Below are 18,101 nucleotides of genomic sequence, written 5' to 3'. Positions count from 1 at the left end.
GCCCGGCGCCCCTCCGGTGTCGATGTACCGGCGAGTCGCAGAAATGTGACAGGGCGGACATCCGCGCTCACACCAGGCGTTTTTCCGGGTTTGGCAGCAGCCGTCAGTCGCGATCGGTGGGAGGCCTTGCACGCTGTGGTAATGCACGCGGTAGGCTGTTCGATGCGCTTGCGGATCGCGCGCCTCGGCAGGGAGCAGGCCCGCGGACGGCGGAACGACTCCGGACATCATCCCGCGACGGGAACCCCGTCGCCGAGGAGACGTACGGGTCTTTCGGTCGTCGGATCCGCAGGAGCAGACAGGTCACCGCGACACAGCCTGCAGTGACAAACCATCCGACCGGAGCAACCGCCCACATGACGAGCAGCATCGAGGCCCCCTCGAGCGCCACCCGGGTCACCCACGACGATCTCGGTTCCGAGGAAGCCTTCCTCGCCGCGATCGACGAGACCATCAAGTACTTCAACGACGGCGACATTGTCGAAGGGACCGTCGTAAAGGTCGATCGGGACGAGGTCCTGCTCGACATCGGCTACAAGACCGAGGGTGTCATCCCCTCGCGCGAGTTGTCGATCAAGCACGACGTTGACCCCGCCGAAGTGGTGTCGGTCGGTGACCACATCGAGGCCCTCGTTCTCCAGAAGGAGGACAAGGAGGGTCGCCTGATCCTCTCGAAGAAGCGGGCGCAGTACGAGCGCGCCTGGGGCACCATCGAGAAGATCAAGGAAGAGGACGGCGTCGTTCGCGGCTCCGTCATCGAGGTGGTCAAGGGTGGCCTCATCCTCGACATCGGGCTGCGCGGCTTCCTGCCGGCCTCCCTGGTCGAGATGCGCCGGGTGCGCGACCTGCAGCCGTACGTCGGCCGCGAGCTCGAAGCCAAGATCATCGAGCTGGACAAGAACCGCAACAACGTGGTCCTGTCCCGCCGGGCCTGGCTCGAGCAGACGCAGTCCGAGGTGCGCACCGAGTTCCTCAACAAGCTGCAGAAGGGGCAGGTCCGCAAGGGCGTCGTCTCCTCGATCGTCAACTTCGGCGCCTTCGTCGACCTTGGCGGCGTGGACGGCCTCGTGCACGTCTCCGAGCTCTCCTGGAAGCACATCGACCACCCCTCCGAGGTTGTCGAGGTCGGCCAGGAGGTCGAGGTCGAGGTCCTGGACGTCGACCTGGACCGCGAGCGGGTCTCGCTGTCGCTGAAGGCGACCCAGGAGGACCCGTGGCGTCAGTTCGCCCGCACCCACGCGATCCAGCAGATCGTGCCGGGTAAGGTCACCAAGCTCGTCCCGTTCGGTGCGTTCGTCCGCGTCGACGACGGCATCGAGGGCCTGGTCCACATCTCCGAGCTGGCCGAGCGCCACGTGGAGATCCCGGAGCAGGTTGTGCAGGTCGGCTCGGACGTCATGGTCAAGGTCATCGACATCGACCTCGAGCGTCGCCGGATCTCGCTCTCCCTGAAGCAGGCCAACGAGGGCTTCGTCGAGGGCGAGGAGCACTTCGACCCGACCCTCTACGGCATGGCTGCCACGTACGACGCCGAGGGCAACTACATCTACCCGGAGGGCTTCGACCCGGAGACCGGGGAGTGGCTCGAGGGCTTCGACAAGCAGCGCGAGACCTGGGAGCAGCAGTACGCCGAGGCGCGTACCCGCTGGGAGGCCCACACCAAGCAGGTGCAGACCTCCCGGGCCGCCGAGGCCGAGGCCGCGGCGAACCCGACTCCGGTCGTCCCCGCCGGTGCCACCACCACTTCTTCGTCCTCCAGCGCCCCGGCGCGGCAGGCGGAGGAGCCGGCCGGCACCCTGGCCACCGACGAGGCGCTCGCGGCTCTGCGCGAGAAGCTCGCCGGCGGTAAGTAAGCCGTACCAACGAGGGGCCTCGGCTCCGACGACCCGGGTGACCGGGTCGTCGGGCCGGGGCCCTTCGCCTTTTGTGCCGTCCGCTGCCCTCCGCTGCCCTCCGCGGCCGTCCGCTGCCGGGCGGAACCGGCGAGGCCGCGGAGCCCGGTTCGCCGCCGTCGCCGCATACGCCGGTGGGGGTGGCGGCAGCCCGGCGCCGGTGATCGGGTTGACTGGTCGTCGTGCTGATGGTGGGACTGACCGGTGGAATCGGATCCGGCAAGAGCGCGACCACACGCCGGCTCGCCGAACTCGGGGCGGTGATCGTCGACGCCGACCGGATCGCCCGCGAGGTGGTGGCGGTCGGCACCGACGGGCTGGCGGAGATCGTCGAGACCTTCGGCTCCGGGGTGCTGGGCCCCGACGGGGCTCTGGACCGCGCCGCGCTCGGTGCGGTGGTCTTCGCCGACGACACGGCCCGGGCCCGGCTGGAGGCGATCACCCATCCGCGGGTGCGCCGTCGTAGCGCCGAACTCGTCGCGGCGGCGCCGGCGGACGCGATCGTCGTCAACGACGTGCCGCTGCTGGTCGAGGTCGGCCTGGCGGCGACGTACCACCTGGTGATCGTGGTGCAGACCGATCCGGCGGTACGGATCGAGCGGCTGATCCGTGACCGGGGGATGACCGCCGAGGAAGCGAACGGGCGGATCCGCGCCCAGGCCGACGACGCGCGGCGCCGGGCGGCCGCCGACGTGCTGCTGCGCAACGACGGCACCCTGGCGGACCTGCACGCCGCCGTCGACCGGCTCTGGCGCGACCGGCTGGTGCCCTACGAGCGCAACCTGCGGGAAGAGCGTGCCGTCCGGCACTCCGGTCCGGTGCTGGTGCCGGCCGACCCCGGCTGGCCGGCCGAGTACGCGCGGATCGCGGCCCGCATCCGGTATGCGCTGCGCCCCGCCGACGTACGGCTGGACCACATCGGCTCCACCGCGGTGCCGGGGCTGGACGCCAAGGACGTCATCGACCTGCAGTTGGCCGTCGGTTCCCTGGCCGAGGCCGACGAGATCGCCGGCCGGCTCGCCGCCGCCGGCTTCCCGCGCCTGCCCGGCGACTGGTCCGACGACCTCGCCGAGGGCGATCCGGCCGGCGCCGGCGAGAAGCGGCTGCACGGCAGCGCCGACCCGGGACGCCCGGTGCACCTGCACGTACGCGTCGCCGGCAGCCCCGGCTGGCGCTTCGCGCTGCTGATGCGCGACCACCTGCGGGCCGATCCGGAGCGGGCGGCGAGCTACCTGGCGCTCAAGCGCCACCTGGCGGCCGCCGCACCGGACATGACGGGCTACCTCGACGGCAAGGGCCCGTGGTGGGAGCAGGAGCGCCGGCTGGAGCAGGAGTGGGCGGCGCGTACCGGCTGGCGGCCCTGAGAGATCGGCGCCGTCTCGCCCCGGTGGCCGCCTGGGTGTGGCGACGGCGCGCCGGCAGCCGGTGGGGGCTGGCGGCGCTCGCGGCGGCCGGTCGCTCTCGCGACCAACGACGGTGCGCCACATCAGCGTGAGCCGGGGCTGCGACCGGTGTGCCGGGGACGTCCGGCCGGGTGGCGGCCGGACACCTGCCCGGGCGGCCGCCGCGAGCGGCCTACGCCGTCCACGGTAGCCCTCCGGCGGGGGCCGCACAATGCGGATATCGAAGCGGGTCGCACACCCTGCGTTGCTGCTCAGTACGTATGTCGGACCGTCGGCGTACGGTGGTCACATGGCTCTTGACATTCCCCGGCTGGAGGGTCGTTTCCAGGTCGTCAGCGACTTCCAGCCGGCCGGTGACCAGCCGGCTGCCATCGACGAACTGGAGCGCCGGGTCCGGCGCGGCGACCGCCACTCGGTGCTGCTCGGCGCGACCGGCACCGGCAAGAGCGCCACCGCGGCCTGGCTGATCGAGCGCGTGCAGCGCCCCACCCTGGTGATGGCCCCCAACAAGACCCTCTGCGCGCAGCTGGCCAAGGAGCTCGGTGAGCTGCTGCCGCACAACGCGGTGGAGTACTTCGTCTCGTACTACGACTACTACCAGCCCGAGGCGTACATCCCGCAGACCGACACCTACATCGAGAAGGACTCCTCGATCAACGAGGAGGTCGAGCGGCTGCGGCACTCGGCGACGATGTCGCTGCTGACCCGCCGCGACGTGGTGGTGGTGGCGACCGTCTCGGCGATCTACGGCCTCGGCACCCCCGAGGAGTACCTCGACCGGGCGGTGCGGGTGCAGGTCGGGCAGGAGATCGAGCGCGACAAGCTGCTGCGGCGGCTGGTGGAGGTGCAGTACACCCGCAACGACCTCGCCTTCAACCGTGGCACCTTCCGGGTCCGCGGCGACACGCTGGAGATCATCCCGGCGTACGAGGAGCTGGCGGTGCGGGTCGAGTTCTTCGGCGACGAGGTGGAGAAGCTCTACTACCTGCACCCGCTCACCGGCGAGGTGGTCCGCGAGGTCGATCACCTGCTGATCTTCCCGGCGACGCACTACGCGGCCGGCCCGGAGCGGATGGAGCGCGCCATCGCCGGCATCGAGGCGGAGCTGGCGCAGCGGCTGGCCGAGTTCGAGCGGCAGGGCAAGCTGCTGGAGGCCCAGCGGCTGCGGATGCGCACCACCTACGACATCGAGATGATGCGTCAGGTCGGCTTCTGCTCCGGCATCGAGAACTACTCGATGCACATCGACGGCCGGCTGCCCGGCAGCCCGCCGCACTGCCTGCTCGACTACTTCCCGGACGACTTCCTCACCGTCATCGACGAGTCGCACGTGACGATCCCGCAGATCGGCGGCATGTTCGAAGGCGACGCCTCCCGCAAGCGGATGCTGATCGACCACGGGTTCCGGCTCCCCAGTGCCGCCGACAACCGGCCGCTGCGCTTCGACGAGTTCCTCGAACGGGTCGGGCAGATGGTCTTCCTCTCCGCCACCCCCGGCACGTGGGAGATGGAACGCGCCGAGGGCGAGTTCGTCGAGCAGGTCATCCGCCCCACCGGTCTGGTCGACCCCGGGGTGATCGTCAAACCGACCAAGGGGCAGATCGACGACCTGATGCACGAGATCCGGCTCCGCACCGAGCGCGACGAGCGCGTCCTGGTCACCACGCTGACCAAGAAGATGGCCGAGGACCTCTCGGACTACCTGCTCGAGCACGGCGTACGGGTGCGCTACCTGCACTCCGAGGTCGACACGCTGCGCCGGGTGGAGCTCCTGCGTGAGCTGCGCAAGGGCGACTACGACGTCCTGGTCGGCATCAACCTGCTCCGCGAGGGCCTCGACCTGCCGGAGGTGTCGCTGGTGGCGATCCTCGACGCCGACAAGGAGGGCTTCCTGCGCAGCGGCCGGTCGCTGATCCAGACCATCGGCCGTGCAGCCCGTAACGTCTCCGGCCAGGTCCACATGTACGCCGACAAGATCACGCCGTCGATGGCCGCCGCGATCGACGAGACCAGCCGGCGCCGGGCCAAGCAGGTCGCGCACAACGAGGCGCACGGCATCAAGCCCGAACCGCTCCGCAAGAAGATCCACGACATCCTCGACGACATCTACCGGGAGGCGGAGGAGAACGAGGCCACCCAGGTCGGGGGAGCGGTGCGGCAGATGTCGCGCGGCAAGGCGCCGGTCAAGGAGACCCGCAGCCGGGGCAAGGCCGCCGCCGCGCCGTCGCGTGAGGGTATGGCCCGGGCCGACCTGGCCCGGCTCATCCAGGAGCTCAACGACCAGATGCTCGCCGCCGCCCGGGAGCTGCAGTTCGAGCTGGCCGGCCGTATCCGCGACGAGATCTCCGAGCTGAAGAAGGAGCTGCGCGGAATGGACGTCGCCGGGGTGAAGTGACCACCCGGACCCGTGGGGCGTGACGCGCGCCCCTGCCCCCTCCGCGGCCGCCGGGCGCTGCTGGTCCGTACGCCGGTGCCGCCACGCCCTGCTCGCCTAGGGTGAGGTGCATGGCTGGTGACGCGGCACCGCAGCGGCCGGGGGCGGGGCGCCGGGCGGTCCCGGAACGCCTGCCGGTGCTGATGTACCACTCGGTCTCCGGCCGGTCGCCGGTCCGCTGCACGACCAGGCCGTCCCACCCTTTACCGGGCGACGGGTCGAGAAAGACGGCTAGTCTCCTAGGATGCCCTGGAGGCGGTGCTGTCCGTCACCTCCGCCCGGCGCAGAACTGGACAGGTCGGGGCAAGCGGAGCGGAATGCGTCAGACGCGGTGCACGCCGACGAGGGTGGCAGTGCGGTCGGCGGGGAGCGGCTCCTCCAGCACGCGCCGCCGTACGTAGCAGGCGTGCAGCATCCGCCGGTAGTCACCGGGACCCGGCTCGGCGGAGACGATGCCGATGTGGTGGATCGGGCGACCCGGCCGGGCGAAGAGGTAGAGGTCCCCGGGGCGTTCGGTGCCCAGCGGCACCGCGCGGGTCGCGGCGGCCTGATCGTCGGCGTCGCGGGGGAGGCGGACCCCGAATCGGCGCCACACCACCTGCACCAGGCCCGAGCAGTCGATGCCCGCCGGTGAGACGCCGCCCCAGAGGTAGACGGTGTCGCGCAGGCGCCGCGCCACGTCCAGCACGCGGGCCGCCGGCGGGGGAGCCGGGTCGACCGGCGCCAGCTGCCCCGGGGCCGCCCAGAGCGGCTGCGCGCGGCCGGGCACGTGGACCGGGAGCCAGCCGCGCCGGGCGGGACCGGCGGCGGTCAGCCGGGTGCCGAGGACGACCCCGGCCAGGACGGGCAGACCGTCGGGCGCGTCGTGCAGATCGGTCCGGAGGGCGCCGACGACCAGCGGATCGCCGGCCGGGTCTTCCCCGCCGAGGGTCAGCTGCCGGGCGGGCAGCCACCCGGGATACCCGCCCGGGTCCAGCCGGCCGGCGGGCTGCTCCAGCGCCACGACGCGGACCCAGCCGTCGGGCCGGACCTCGGTCACCCGGACCCGCTCGCCGAGCAGCAGCTGGGTCAGGACGGCATCGCAGAGGAATTCGTCCGGGCGCAGCCCGGCGACCCATTCGGTGATGTCCGCGCCGGGCGCGACCGCCGCGCAGTCGACCGGCCGCAGGAGGGCGGGATCGCGCCAGAGCGTCGCGACGGGGACCCGTACCCGGGCCTCGTCCGCAGGTCCCGCACCCATGCCCATCGCCGCCTCCTGCCGTCGCACCGAGCCTAGGGAAAACTACTTACGATCTTCAACCCGTTGGCGGAAACCTTCCTCCACCGCGTGGACACCGGATCCCGGCACGTCCGGCAGGACCACCGTGGCGCCCTCGTACCGCGCGCCACCGCGTACCGGGGACCAGGCCAGCCACCAGGCGGCGTCCAGATCGGAGACAACGCTCGTGCCGTGCGCGGCTGCCAGCGCCGCGGCGGCGCCGACCCCGACCTGGGTCTCCATCATGGAACCGACAACCGTGCCCACCCCGTTCGCGGCGGCGAGTTCCAGCAGCGTGCGGGCAGCGGACAACCCGCCGCACTTGGCGGTCTTCACATTGACCAGATCCGCCGCCCGCCGGCTGATCACCTTGACCAGGTCGCGGACGCCGAAGACCGCCTCGTCGGCGAGGATGGGCACCTGCACCCGGTCACTGACCCAGGCCAGGCCCTCCAGGTCCCAGGCCGGCACCGGCTGCTCGACCAGTTCGAGGTCGAGCCCCGCATCCTCCATGGCGCGGATCGTCCGGACGGCCTCCCGGGGCGTCCAGCCCTGGTTGGCGTCGAGCCGGATCCGCACCCCGGGCCCGGCCGCCGCCCGCACCGCGCGGACCCGGTCGAGATCGCCGGCGGCGTCGGTGCCGACCTTGAGCTTCAGCACGGTGAACCCCTCCGCGCCCCGCCGCCGTGCCGCGTCGGCCATCGCCACGGCGTCACCGGCGGCGAGGGTCACATCGGTCGGTACGCGCAGCGACGTGCCACCCAGCAGCCGCACCAGCGGCACGCCGAGCCGGCGTGCCGCCAGGTCGTGCAGGGCGGTGTCCACCGCGCCCCGGGCCGCCTCGTTGCCGGCAACCGCCCGGTGCACCTCGGCGCAGCGCGCATTCAGGTCGTCGGGATCGCGGCCGGTCAGCAGCGGCTTGAGCACCTGCTCCACACAGGCCCGGGAACCCTCGACCGAGGCGCCGGTAACCTGCCAGACCTGCGGGGCCTCGCCGAAACCGCAGCGGCCGTCGGTGTCGACGACTTCCACGACGAGCGACTCCACCGTCGTGGCCGACCGCAACGCAGTCACGAACGGCGTGTGCAGTGGCGCGGTGACCCGGTGGGTGCGTACGGCGGCGATCGTCATGTGCGGCACCCTATAGCGCAGGAGCAGACATCGGGGAGGGCTGATGATCGAGCAGGACTGGCGCCTGACGGGCGCGCCGAACGCACGGGACCTGGGTGGGCTGATCGGCGCGGACGCGCGCCGGATCCGGCCGGGACTGCTGCTGCGCAGCGGCGCCCTGGGACGGCTGACCGATGAGGACACGCGGCTGATCGAGACGTTCGGGGTGCGCTGCGTGGTGGATCTGCGCTACCAGGGGGAGATCGATGCCGCGCCGGCCGACCGGATCCCCGCCGGCGCCCGGGTGGCGCACCTGCCGGTGCACGACCCGGCACACCCACTCTTCGGGTACGTCTCGGCGGTGCTGCTCGGCCACGAGCCGGCCGCGTACGTCGGGCTGGCCCAGCAGGGCACCCCGGGGGCGATGGCCGACATCTACCGGTGGTTCGTCAGTGGCGAGGCGGCCCGGCGGCAGTTCGGTGCGGCGGTACGACTCGCGGCCGACGCCGACGACCTGCCGCTGCTGTTCCACTGCAGTGCCGGCAAGGACCGCACCGGCTGGCTGGCGGTGGTGCTGCTCACCGCGCTCGGGGTGGAGCCGGCCGCGATCCGCGCCGACTACCTGCTGACCAACGAGCGCAGCGCCGGCGTCAACGAGGTGATCCTCTCGGCGATGCGGCGGCGCTACCCGCAGCTGCGGGAGGAGTCGGTGCGACCCTTGCTGGAGGTCCGCGAGTCCTACCTGGACGCCGGCTACGAGCAGGTCGCCCGCAGCTACGGCACCTTCGACGCGTACCTGCGGGACGGGCTGGGCTGCGGGGACGAGGTCATCGCGTCGCTGCGGGCGAAACTGCTGGAGTGATCGAGGGCGGGCCGGCCGCGGAGAGCCGCGCAGCCCAGCCGGTCACCAGCAGGAACTGCCCGGCGGTGTAGGTGGCCATCACCCAGATCGGCGGCCCGGGCAGGGTGGCGACGTCGGCGACACCGACGGCGATGAGCAGATCGGAGACGAGGAAGAGCCCGCCGCCGACGGCCACCCGCGGGCCGTACGCGGCGGCGCAGGCCGCCATCGCCGCCAGCGCGCAGGCGTACCCGGCGACCGGCACGGCCAGCCCGGCCGCACTGAGCCCCGGCCACATCCAGGTGAGCGCGGCGGCGGTCGCCACCGCGTACCCGATCGGCACGGCGACCAGCGGCGGACGGCGCAGCCGGCCGAGCGCGCCGCCGCGGGCGAAGGCGACGAGATAGGCGATGTGGGCGCCGAGGAAGAAGACCATGCCGGCGAGGAACCAGCCGGTGCCGTCACCGAGCAGGGCGACGTCCCCGGCGGTCGAGGCGGCCAGCGCCACGAGGACGACGACCGGGACGGCGGCCCGCTTCTCGCGGGCGGCGAACCAGAGGTACGCCGCCAGGGCCGGCATCAGCAGCGGCTTGCTGATCTGCACGGCGACGGTGGCGTCGACGGCGTTGGCGGTCAGGTTGACGGCGACGGCTACGGCGAAGACGAGCAGGGCGACGCGGCTGCGGGACATCGTTCCCCCGGGGGTGGTGGGTCGGGTGGTGTCCGGCAGCCTAGCCGCAGCCGCCGGTCACGGCATCCGTCGCCGCGTGCACTGCTGCCGCCCGAGCCCGGCTCAGAGCCGGTGCCGGGCGGCCCAGGCCGTCGCGGAGACGGTGGCGATCAGTCGTCGTGCGGTGGCGTCGTCGTAGGCCGGCCCGCCGTCGGCCGTCGCCGCGGTGGTGCAGACGGCTATCGCGTACGGCGGGGCGTCATCGGGCAGGACCACGCCCGCACCGTGCCGGATGCCGTGGACCCAGCCGTTCTTGTGGGCGATGCGGGTGCCGGCGGGCAGCCCGGCGGGCAGGTCGTCACGGATCTCCTGGGCCAGCAGCACGTCGCGCATCTGCGCGCAGGCGGCGGGGGAGGCGAGCGGCCCCGGTTGTTCGGCGCCCTGCACGATCGCGGCGTGCAGCGCGGCGAGGTCGGCGGCGGTGACGAGGTTGGTCAGGCCGGCATCGCGGGCGGCGAGGTCGCCGACGGCCCGGGTGGTGACGCTGTGCCGGGCGCCGGCCAGTGCCCAGACCTCGGCCACCGCGGGCAGGCCGACGTGGGACATGACGAGGCAGGTGGCGAGGTTGCTCGACCGCACGATCATCCGGTGGGCCAGCCGGCGCAGCGAGGCGTTGCCGCCGAGACGCCCCCAGACCTCGGGGTCGTTGTCGTCGCGGGGGGCGCAGGCGAAGCGCGGCGCGCCGGGCTGCGCCGAGGCGAACTCGGCGACCACCGGCACCGGCGCGTCGAGGTCGAGCCGGCCGGCCTCGGCGGCCCGGTGGAGCGCGACCAGGACCGCTGTCTTCATGGTGCTGGCCGCGTAATGGGTGGTGTCCGCCAGCCGCCGGTAGGCCGCCGGCGCGCCGAGCCGGCCGACGTGGACGGAGACGCAGCCCGGCACGGCCTCGAGCCGGATGTCCAGTTCGTCCCAGGTCATGGCGGGCATGCTAACGCGCCGAACGCCCCCGCCGGGGTGCGGCGGGGGCGTTCGGGGAGCGTCAGTTGTTGTGCTTGCGCCGGGCGGTGGCGCGGCCCCGGACCTGCTGGTCGAGGATCACCTTGCGGATGCGCACCGCGGCCGGGGTGACCTCGACGCACTCGTCCTCGCGGCAGAACTCCAGCGCCTGCTCCAGGGAGAGCTTGCGCGGCGGGATCAGCTTCTCGGTCTCGTCGGAGGTCGAGGCCCGCATGTTGGTGAGCTTCTTCTCCTTGGTGATGTTGACGTCCATGTCGTCGGCGCGGGAGTTCTCGCCGACGATCATGCCCTCGTAGACCTCGGTGGTCGGCTCCACGAAGAGGGTGCCGCGCTCCTGGAGGTTGGTCATCGCGAACGCGGTCACCACGCCGGAACGGTCGGCCACCAGCGAGCCGTTGTTGCGGGTCTTCAGCTCGCCGAACCACGGCTCGTAGGACTCGAAGACGTGGTTCAGGATTCCGGTGCCGCGGGTGTCGGTCAGGAACTCGGTCCGGAAGCCGATCAGGCCGCGGGCCGGAACGAGCCACTCCATCCGGATCCAGCCGGTGCCGTGGTTGACCAGCTGCTCCATCCGGCCCTTGCGGGTGGCCAGCAGCTGGGTGATCGCGCCGAGGTACTCGGCGGGGGCGTCGATGGTGAGGCGCTCCACCGGCTCGCAGGTCTTGCCGTTGATCTCCCGGGTGACCACCTGCGGCTTGCCGACGGTCAGCTCGTACGACTCACGGCGCATCTGCTCGACCAGGATGGCCAGCGCCAGCTCGCCGCGGCCCTGCACCTCCCAGGCGTCGGGGCGCTCGGTCGGCAGCACCCGCAGCGACACGTTGCCGATCAGTTCCTTGTCGAGGCGGTCCTTGACCATCCGCGCGGTGACCTTGGCACCCTTGACCCGGCCGACCAGCGGCGAGGTGTTGGTGCCGATGGTCATCGAGATGGCCGGCTCGTCGACGGTGATCAGCGGCAGCGGGCGCGGGTCCTCGGCGTCGGCGAGGGTCTCACCGATCATGATCTCCGGGATGCCGGCGACGGCGATGATGTCGCCCGGCCCGGCGGAATCGGCGGGCTTGCGCTCCAGACCGTCGGTCATCAGCAACTCGGAGATGCGTACGCGCTCGGTGGTGCCGTCGGTCTTGCACCAGGCGACCGTGTGGCCCTTGCGGATGGTGCCCTGCCGCACGCGGCACAGCGCCAGCCGGCCGAGGAACGGCGAGGCGTCGAGGTTGGTGACGTGCGCCTGCAGCGGCGCGCCCTCCTCGTAGGAGGGGGCCGGGATGGTCTCCAGCAGGGTGCGGAAGAGCGGCTCGAGGGAGTCGCTGTCCGGCGGGATCGTGCCGTCGGCCGGCTGGGTCAGCGAGGCGATGCCGTCGCGGGCGCAGGCGTACACGATCGGGAAGTCGATCTGCTCGGCGTCGGCGTCCAGGTCGAGGAAGAGCTCGTACGTCTCGTCGACGACCTCCTTGATGCGCGCGTCGGGGCGGTCGACCTTGTTGATGACGAGGATGATCGGCATCCGGGCGTTCAGCGCCTTGCGCAGCACGAATCGGGTCTGCGGCAGCGGTCCCTCACTCGAGTCGACCAGCAGCACCACGCCGTCGACCATGGTCAGGCCGCGCTCGACCTCGCCGCCGAAGTCGGCGTGGCCGGGGGTGTCGATGATGTTGATGGTGACCGGGTCGGAGCCGTCGGCCGGGTGGTAGCGCACGCCGGTGTTCTTGGCCAGGATGGTGATGCCTTTTTCCCGCTCCAGGTCCATGGAGTCCATTACCCGGTCGGTCATCTCCGCGCGGGCGCTGAAGGCGCCGGCCTGCCGCAACATGGCGTCGACCAGAGTCGTCTTGCCGTGGTCTACGTGGGCGATGATGGCGACGTTGCGGAGGTCGGTGCGAAGCTGCATGCCTCTATTCTCCCGCGTACTTCCGCGCGCGGCCACGTCGGGGGGCGACGTTACCTGCCTGAAACAGACGCGCCGGGGCATCGGAGCGCGGTGAGCAGCACCACGCAGGGCGTCATCAGCGCTCCCGGCGCTGCCTGCCGGGTTTGCCGGGCCCGGCCGCGCCCGCCGGGTCGCAGTCGTCGATGACGGTGGCGAGAATCACCGCCGGCTTCCGGCGGGAGGCGCCGCAACCTTTCCCGGCCCGGTGTGGCGACGGCGGACGCCGGGCGCGGGTCCGGCGGCCGCGGCGAGCCGGGCGCACGGAAACAGGGCAGCCCCGAACCGGTGCCGGTTGCTAGGGTCCGCCCAGGGCAGACCGATCGAGGGAGACGTATTCGATGGGCTTCAGACCGGCTCGTACCGTCGTGGCGTTGGGGATGGCGCTGCTGCTGGTGACAACGGCGGCCGGCTGCGCCGGCGGCGACACCCCGCCCGACGACGGGCCGATCTTCGTCCTGCCGAGCGGGCCCTCCCCGGAGCCGCTGATGACATCGTCGGCGGCGAGCGCGCGTCCCACGCCGAGCAGGTCGGCGTCGCGCCGCCCGTCGCCGTCGCCGTCGGCGAAGCAGGACGCCCCGGCCGCGCCGAAGCCGGCCACGAAGGCGCCGAGACCGGCGGCCGTGCCGGCCAAGCCGAAGGAGACCAGCCTTCCGCCGCCGGTGCCGGCGCCCGCGCCCTCCGGGGGCTGCACGCCCCGCTACTCCGGCACCAAGGCGGGCACCGCGCAGGTGAAACAGGCGCTGGAGGCTGCTGCTGCCCGCACGTACTGGCCGACGTCCGCGCCGGAGATCAGTATTCCGGCGAACCTGGTCAAGGCGACAGCCTGGCAGGAGAGCGGCTGGCAGTCGAACATCATCGCCTGCGACGGCGGCGTCGGGCTGATGCAGGTGATGCCCGGCACGGCCCAGTGGATGAATCAGCGGTTCGGCGAGTCGTACGACATCGGCGACCATCGGGACAACGCCTACCTGGGTGCGACGTACCTGGCGTGGCTGACGAAGTACATCGGGGACATGTACTTCGCCGGCAGCTACAGCCTCGACCCGGGGAACTGCTCGGCCGCGCTGAACTCCTGCCTGCTCAACGCGGTCATCGCGGCGTACAACTACGGCCACGCCGCGGTCGCCACCGACAACGGCCTGGTAATCCCCAACTCGCGGTACGTCAACAACGTCCGCGCGTTGATGAACGAGTGCGTCTGCCTGGGCTACTGACCCGCGCCGGCGAGTGGGTGCTGACGGTGCCCTCCGCCGCCTTCACGCGGACGGCGCCGCCCGCCTTCGCGCGCCGGGGAGGGGGCGGAGGCGGGCGGCGCGGTGACGGTCAGCTCCGGGGTGCGGTCCGGTCCCGGGTGGCGCGGCCGGCCGGCGTGACGGCGACCGCCGGGGCGGTGGCCACCGGGGCCGGAGCGGGGCCGGCCGGGTGCCGCGCGAGCCGGCTCGGCCACCAGAAGTGGCGCCCGAGCAGCATCACGATCGAGGGGACCAGCAGGGTCCGCACCAGCAGGGTGTCCAGCAGCACGCCGATGCCGACGATGACGCCGATCTCGGTGAGGGTGACCAGGGGCAGGACGCCGAGGACCGCGAAGACCGCCGCGAGCAGGATGCCCGCGCTGGTGATCACGCCGCCGGTCACGGCGAGCGCGGTGCGGATGCCCTGCCGGGTGTCGCCGTCGCGCGACTCCTCCCTGGCCCGGGTGGTCAGGAAGATGTTGTAGTCGACCCCGAGCGCCACCAGGAAGAGGAACGACAGCAGCGGCACGCTGGTGTCCAGGCCGCCGTAGCCGAGCCATCCGGTGAAGAGGAAGTTGCCGGCGCCGAGGGCGGCGAAGAAGGTCGCGACCACGCTGGTGACCAGGATCAGCGGCGCCAGCAGTGAGCGCAGCAGGAGTATCAGCACCAGCAGCACCACGGCGAGGATCAGTGGCACCACCACCTTCAGGTCCCGGATGGCGGCGTCGCGGCTGTCGAGGTTGGCCGCCACCGATCCGCCGACCAGCGCGTCGGCCTCGGGCACCTCGGCCAGCCGCTCGCGCAGGTCGCGGATGGTCTGGTAGCTGTCGGCGCTGTCCGGCTCGGCGGCGAGCACCACGTCGAACAGGACCAGCCCTTCGCCGCGGTCGGCGGGGCGGATGGTGACGACGCCGGGGGTGTCGGCGGCGACCGTGAGGACCGTGTCGGCGGCGGTCTCGTCGGCCAGTACCACGGTGGGATCGGCCTGGCCGGCGGGGAAGTGCCGGCTGAGGGTCTGCAGGCCGTCGATCGACTCGGCCTGGACCCGGAACTGTTCGGTGCGGCTGAGCCCGAGCCGGGCGTCGTGCAGGCCGCTGGCGAGCAGGGCGAGCAGGACCAGGGTGCCGGTGAGGATGGCGACCGGGCGGCGGGAGACGAAGGTGCCGACCCGGGCCCAGACGCCGGTACGGGTCGGTTCCGGCTGCCCGGGGCGCGGCACGAACGGCCAGAAGAGCCCGCGTCCGCAGACGGTCAGGGCGGCGGGGAGCACCACCAGGCCGTACAGGGCGGCGACGGTGATGCCGACGGCGCCGGCGACGCCGATGGCCCGCTCGTTGGCGAGTACGGCCGCGACGAGGGTCAGCAGGCTCAGTGCGACGGTGGCGGCGCTGGCGGCGATGGCCGGTCCGGCCGAACCGAGGGCGCGGCGCATCGCCTGGCGGCGGTCGGCGTTGCGGCGCAGTTCTTCGCGGTAGCGGGCGATGAGCAGCAGCGCGTAGTTGGTGCCGGCGCCGAAGACGAGGACGTCGACGATGCCGGTCGTGGAGGCGTCGATGTTCATGTCGATGGCGCGGCTGACCACGGCGATCATCGAGTTGCTGACCAGGTCGGCGGTGCCGACGACGGTCAGCGGCACGAGCCAGAGCCACGGGCTGCGGTAGGTGACGATCAGCAGCACGGCCACGACGGCGACGGTGACCAGCAGCAGCCGGGTGTTCGCGCCGGCGAAGGAGCCGGCGACGTCGGCGCTGAACCCGGCGCCACCGGTGACCTGGGCGATGAGCCCGTCGGGCAGGTCGTTGCGGCTCGCGGCGCGCAGCTGGTCGATCACTTCGCCGTTGCGCTCGTAGCCGCTGTCACTGGGCAGCGGCACGGCGATCAGCGCGGCGCTGCCGTCATCGGCGAAGACCGGCGGCGAGACCTGACCGTTGACGGCCCACTGGGTGAAGGTCTCCCCGACGGCGGCGATCGCCTCCCGGTCGGCCGGGTTCAGGGGTGCCTCGTCGCGGGAATAGACGACCAGGGCCGGATTCTGCTGTCCGGAGGGCAGGCGGCGCTGCAGCTCGGCCACCTGCGCCGACTGCGCGTCCGAGGGGAGCGCGGCGGTGCTGTCGGTGCTGCTGCGGGCTTCGCCGCCGAACATGAGCGCACCGGCTGAGGCGATGGCCGTGAGGACCAGGACCAACCAGGCACTCCACTTGCCGGTGATGACGCCGGCCAGCCGTGGCCCGACGGCGCGAATTCCTCGCATCGCAAACTCCCGATTTTCGAGTATCTTGATTGTCGAGAGTATAGGGCAGGTGGCTATGCTGCAACGCGACTGGCCGGGAGGGGACACGAGATGGCACTCGAGGGCATGTACCGTCCCCGGCACACACCCCGGGAGAAGGTCTCCGCGGAGATCGCGACAGACCTGCGGCAGTACTCCATCGACGCCCAGCACATCGCGCACGCCTTCGCGGCGCTGCACGGACTGCACGGCACGGACCTGCAGGCCCTGGTCGCGGTGATGGACGCCGAGCGCATCGGCGAGCCGCTCACCGCCGGACGCCTCGGCGAGCACCTGAACCTCTCCTCCGGGTCGGTCACCGCGCTGGTCGACCGGCTTGAGCGGGCCGGGCACCTGCGTCGTGAACGCGACACCGTCGACCGGCGCAAGGTCTACCTCCGCTACGCCGAGCAGGGCGCCGCGCTCGCGGTGACGTTCTTCCGCCCCCTGGGCGTGCGCACGGACGAGGTTCTCGACCAGTTCAGCGACGCCGAGCTCGAGGTGGTCCACCGGTTCCTCGCCGCGATGGTGCGTTCCATGAGTCACCACCGTGACGAGGTCCGGGCCGCCCGACCCGAGAACGGCCGCGCCCGCAGGCAATGACGCCGGCGCCACGCGACAGTTGCGTGGCGAACAATTCATTCAGCGCTTAAACACCTTGACATGGTGCGCGTAATGGTGGGCGCCAGGGTCGTTTGCGGTACCGCATCCATCGGCGTGACGCGACGTGATCCAGTGTTCTGAATTGTCGATGAGTCAGGGCTTTCTGATGCGCCGGTGGCCTGATCTCCGGCGCCTGTCCAATGTCATCTCACGCCGTCGTCGGGATGTCGCCGAATTCACCATCTGCAATCTCTGTCAGGCCTCTTTGGCCCCTCTGACCTGGACTTATCCATGTCTCGCGCGTAGCGTCACCTTCGACAAAGCGATCCGCAATGGTTGATCGTGAATTCAATATCCAGCCCTCGCTGGGCCACTGTGGGTATTGCCTCCGAATCTTCTGCTGGAGGAAGAATGTCTTTCCCGTGCGATGTCTTTCGTCCTGCCCGCGCTCCGCCCAATGGTGCACCGTCCGGCATTAGGGACAGGCCCCTGCGGTCTGACTTTCCGTGCGCGCCGGCGCGCAATGCATGCGGCCTCGAGGTCGCGTACCCAGATCATCGAAAGTGGCTGACGCTCGACGAAAGGAAGCCGTCATGGCCATCGAACAGAACGAACCCATCCAGGGGAACACCGGCCTGCCCGGACGCACGGTCGCCAACTTCCTCACCGACATGCAGAACCTGCGCACCTGGTGGCACCGCCCCGTCGGCGCCTCCGGGGTCGTCAACCCGCCCAAGCAGTTCTCGCCGCTGTACTGGATGCTGCGCGCCGCCCAGGAGTACAGCGTGACGGCCGAGGCGCAGGGACGTTCGCCGCTGACCGCCGACGAGATCGTCGCGGCCATCCCGGCGCAGCGGGCGCACGAGGTCGCGGAGAAGCTGCGCCGGTCCTGACCCGCCCGGTACCCGTGCAACCAACGAACGAGGAGCCCGACATGCAACAGTCAGATCCGATTCAGGGAAACACCGGCCTGGCCGGTAGGAACGTCGGCAACTTTCTCACCGACTGGCAGAACCTGCGCAACTGGTGGCACGAGCCGGTCGGCGCCGCCGGACTGGTCAACGTGCCGGAGCAGGGTTCACCGGCTCGGCTGATCCTGCAGCTGGCCCTGGAGATCACGGGGGTGCAGATGCTGGCGGAGATGGACTCCGACCAGATCGCCGCCGCGATCCCGCCGCACCTGGCCGACGAAGTCGCCGAGAAGCTGGCGGCGCGCTGATCCCCACCCCGGTCGGCGGTGCCGCGGCGTCGGCTCCGAGGACGGCCGGCCGAGACAGAGAATCGGCCGGTTCCTGGGGAACCGGCCGATCCATGGGGAAACAGAAGGTGGAGGCGACCGGCGATGCCGGTCGCCTACACATCAAGTCAGATCGGGCGCACGGTGTCCGCCAGCGGACCCATCTTAACCGGGGGCACCACGAACTCGACCTTCTGGCCCGCCT

General features: G+C 71.7%; 15 protein-coding genes. 8 read left to right on the top strand and 7 right to left on the bottom strand.

Annotation, left to right across the window (positions count from 1 at the left end):
• Positions 1-356 precede the first annotated feature (356 nt).
• The 3 genes from rpsA to uvrB all read left to right on the top strand — a co-directional run bounded on the left by rpsA (position 357) and on the right by uvrB (position 5,690).
• Complete coding sequence (gene rpsA / locus ACK8GG_RS07740) at positions 357-1,853, top strand: 30S ribosomal protein S1 (protein ID WP_440349176.1); 1,497 nt, start codon at positions 357-359, stop codon at positions 1,851-1,853.
• Between the two features lie 221 nt (positions 1,854-2,074).
• Positions 2,075-3,256 (top strand): dephospho-CoA kinase, encoded by a 1,182-nt coding sequence (gene coaE, locus ACK8GG_RS07735; RefSeq protein WP_440355931.1) that lies wholly within the window; start codon positions 2,075-2,077, stop codon positions 3,254-3,256.
• Positions 3,257-3,584: 328 nt separating this feature from the next.
• Positions 3,585-5,690, top strand: a complete 2,106-nt coding sequence (gene uvrB, locus ACK8GG_RS07730) for an excinuclease ABC subunit UvrB (RefSeq protein ID WP_440355930.1) — start codon at positions 3,585-3,587, stop codon at positions 5,688-5,690.
• Between the two features lie 361 nt (positions 5,691-6,051).
• Here uvrB and ACK8GG_RS07725 read toward each other — a convergent pair whose 3' ends face one another.
• A complete protein-coding gene (locus ACK8GG_RS07725) occupies positions 6,052-6,996 on the bottom strand; it encodes a C40 family peptidase (protein ID WP_440355929.1) in 945 nt (314 codons plus the stop codon).
• A gap of 15 nt (positions 6,997-7,011) precedes the next feature.
• On the bottom strand, positions 7,012-8,118 hold the full coding sequence (locus ACK8GG_RS07720) for a mandelate racemase/muconate lactonizing enzyme family protein (protein ID WP_440355928.1): 1,107 nt from the start codon (positions 8,116-8,118) through the stop codon (positions 7,012-7,014).
• Positions 8,119-8,161: 43 nt separating this feature from the next.
• Between ACK8GG_RS07720 and ACK8GG_RS07715 the strand changes: the two genes are divergently transcribed.
• Positions 8,162-8,959 (top strand): tyrosine-protein phosphatase, encoded by a 798-nt coding sequence (locus ACK8GG_RS07715; RefSeq protein WP_440355927.1) that lies wholly within the window; start codon positions 8,162-8,164, stop codon positions 8,957-8,959.
• On the opposite strand, the gene ACK8GG_RS07710 is transcribed toward ACK8GG_RS07715, so the two are convergent.
• The 4 genes from ACK8GG_RS07710 to ACK8GG_RS07695 form a co-directional block, all read right to left on the bottom strand.
• A complete protein-coding gene (locus ACK8GG_RS07710) occupies positions 8,925-9,629 on the bottom strand; it encodes a lysoplasmalogenase (RefSeq protein ID WP_440355926.1) in 705 nt (234 codons plus the stop codon). The two genes, ACK8GG_RS07715 and ACK8GG_RS07710, sit on opposite strands and share 35 nt — an antisense overlap.
• 102 nt (positions 9,630-9,731) lie before the next feature.
• The gene (locus tag ACK8GG_RS07705) at positions 9,732-10,586 is read right to left on the bottom strand and encodes a serine hydrolase (RefSeq protein WP_440355925.1); all 855 of its coding nucleotides are present in this window, start codon (positions 10,584-10,586) and stop codon (positions 9,732-9,734) included.
• A 61-nt stretch (positions 10,587-10,647) separates the two neighbouring features.
• Complete coding sequence (gene typA, locus ACK8GG_RS07700; RefSeq protein WP_440349162.1) at positions 10,648-12,516, bottom strand: translational GTPase TypA; 1,869 nt, start codon at positions 12,514-12,516, stop codon at positions 10,648-10,650.
• A 334-nt stretch (positions 12,517-12,850) separates the two neighbouring features.
• Positions 12,851-13,246 carry a hypothetical protein gene (locus tag ACK8GG_RS07695; protein ID WP_440355924.1) on the bottom strand — a complete coding sequence of 132 codons (396 nt, stop codon included), beginning with the start codon at positions 13,244-13,246 and terminating at the stop codon, positions 12,851-12,853.
• A gap of 37 nt (positions 13,247-13,283) precedes the next feature.
• Between ACK8GG_RS07695 and ACK8GG_RS07690 the strand changes: the two genes are divergently transcribed.
• The gene (locus tag ACK8GG_RS07690; RefSeq protein ID WP_440355923.1) at positions 13,284-13,769 is read left to right on the top strand and encodes a transglycosylase SLT domain-containing protein; all 486 of its coding nucleotides are present in this window, start codon (positions 13,284-13,286) and stop codon (positions 13,767-13,769) included.
• 109 nt (positions 13,770-13,878) lie between these two features.
• Here ACK8GG_RS07690 and ACK8GG_RS07685 read toward each other — a convergent pair whose 3' ends face one another.
• The gene (locus ACK8GG_RS07685) at positions 13,879-16,038 is read right to left on the bottom strand and encodes an MMPL family transporter (RefSeq protein WP_440352660.1); all 2,160 of its coding nucleotides are present in this window, start codon (positions 16,036-16,038) and stop codon (positions 13,879-13,881) included.
• A gap of 90 nt (positions 16,039-16,128) precedes the next feature.
• Here ACK8GG_RS07685 and ACK8GG_RS07680 point away from each other — a divergent pair, with 90 nt between their 5' ends.
• From ACK8GG_RS07680 to ACK8GG_RS07670, 3 genes are all read left to right on the top strand, one after another.
• Positions 16,129-16,659 carry a MarR family winged helix-turn-helix transcriptional regulator gene (locus tag ACK8GG_RS07680; RefSeq protein ID WP_440349159.1) on the top strand — a complete coding sequence of 177 codons (531 nt, stop codon included), beginning with the start codon at positions 16,129-16,131 and terminating at the stop codon, positions 16,657-16,659.
• A 593-nt stretch (positions 16,660-17,252) separates the two neighbouring features.
• The gene (locus ACK8GG_RS07675) at positions 17,253-17,552 is read left to right on the top strand and encodes a hypothetical protein (RefSeq protein WP_440352661.1); all 300 of its coding nucleotides are present in this window, start codon (positions 17,253-17,255) and stop codon (positions 17,550-17,552) included.
• 41 nt (positions 17,553-17,593) lie between these two features.
• Complete coding sequence (locus ACK8GG_RS07670) at positions 17,594-17,878, top strand: hypothetical protein (protein WP_440352662.1); 285 nt, start codon at positions 17,594-17,596, stop codon at positions 17,876-17,878.
• Positions 17,879-18,101: the final 223 nt, after the last annotated feature.

This window comes from Melissospora conviva (genome assembly GCF_049523535.1).
Lineage (GTDB): Bacteria > Actinomycetota > Actinomycetes > Mycobacteriales > Micromonosporaceae > Melissospora > Melissospora conviva.
The sequence above is the reverse complement of the archived record's forward strand: the minus strand, read 5'-3'. Positions and strand labels throughout refer to the sequence as shown.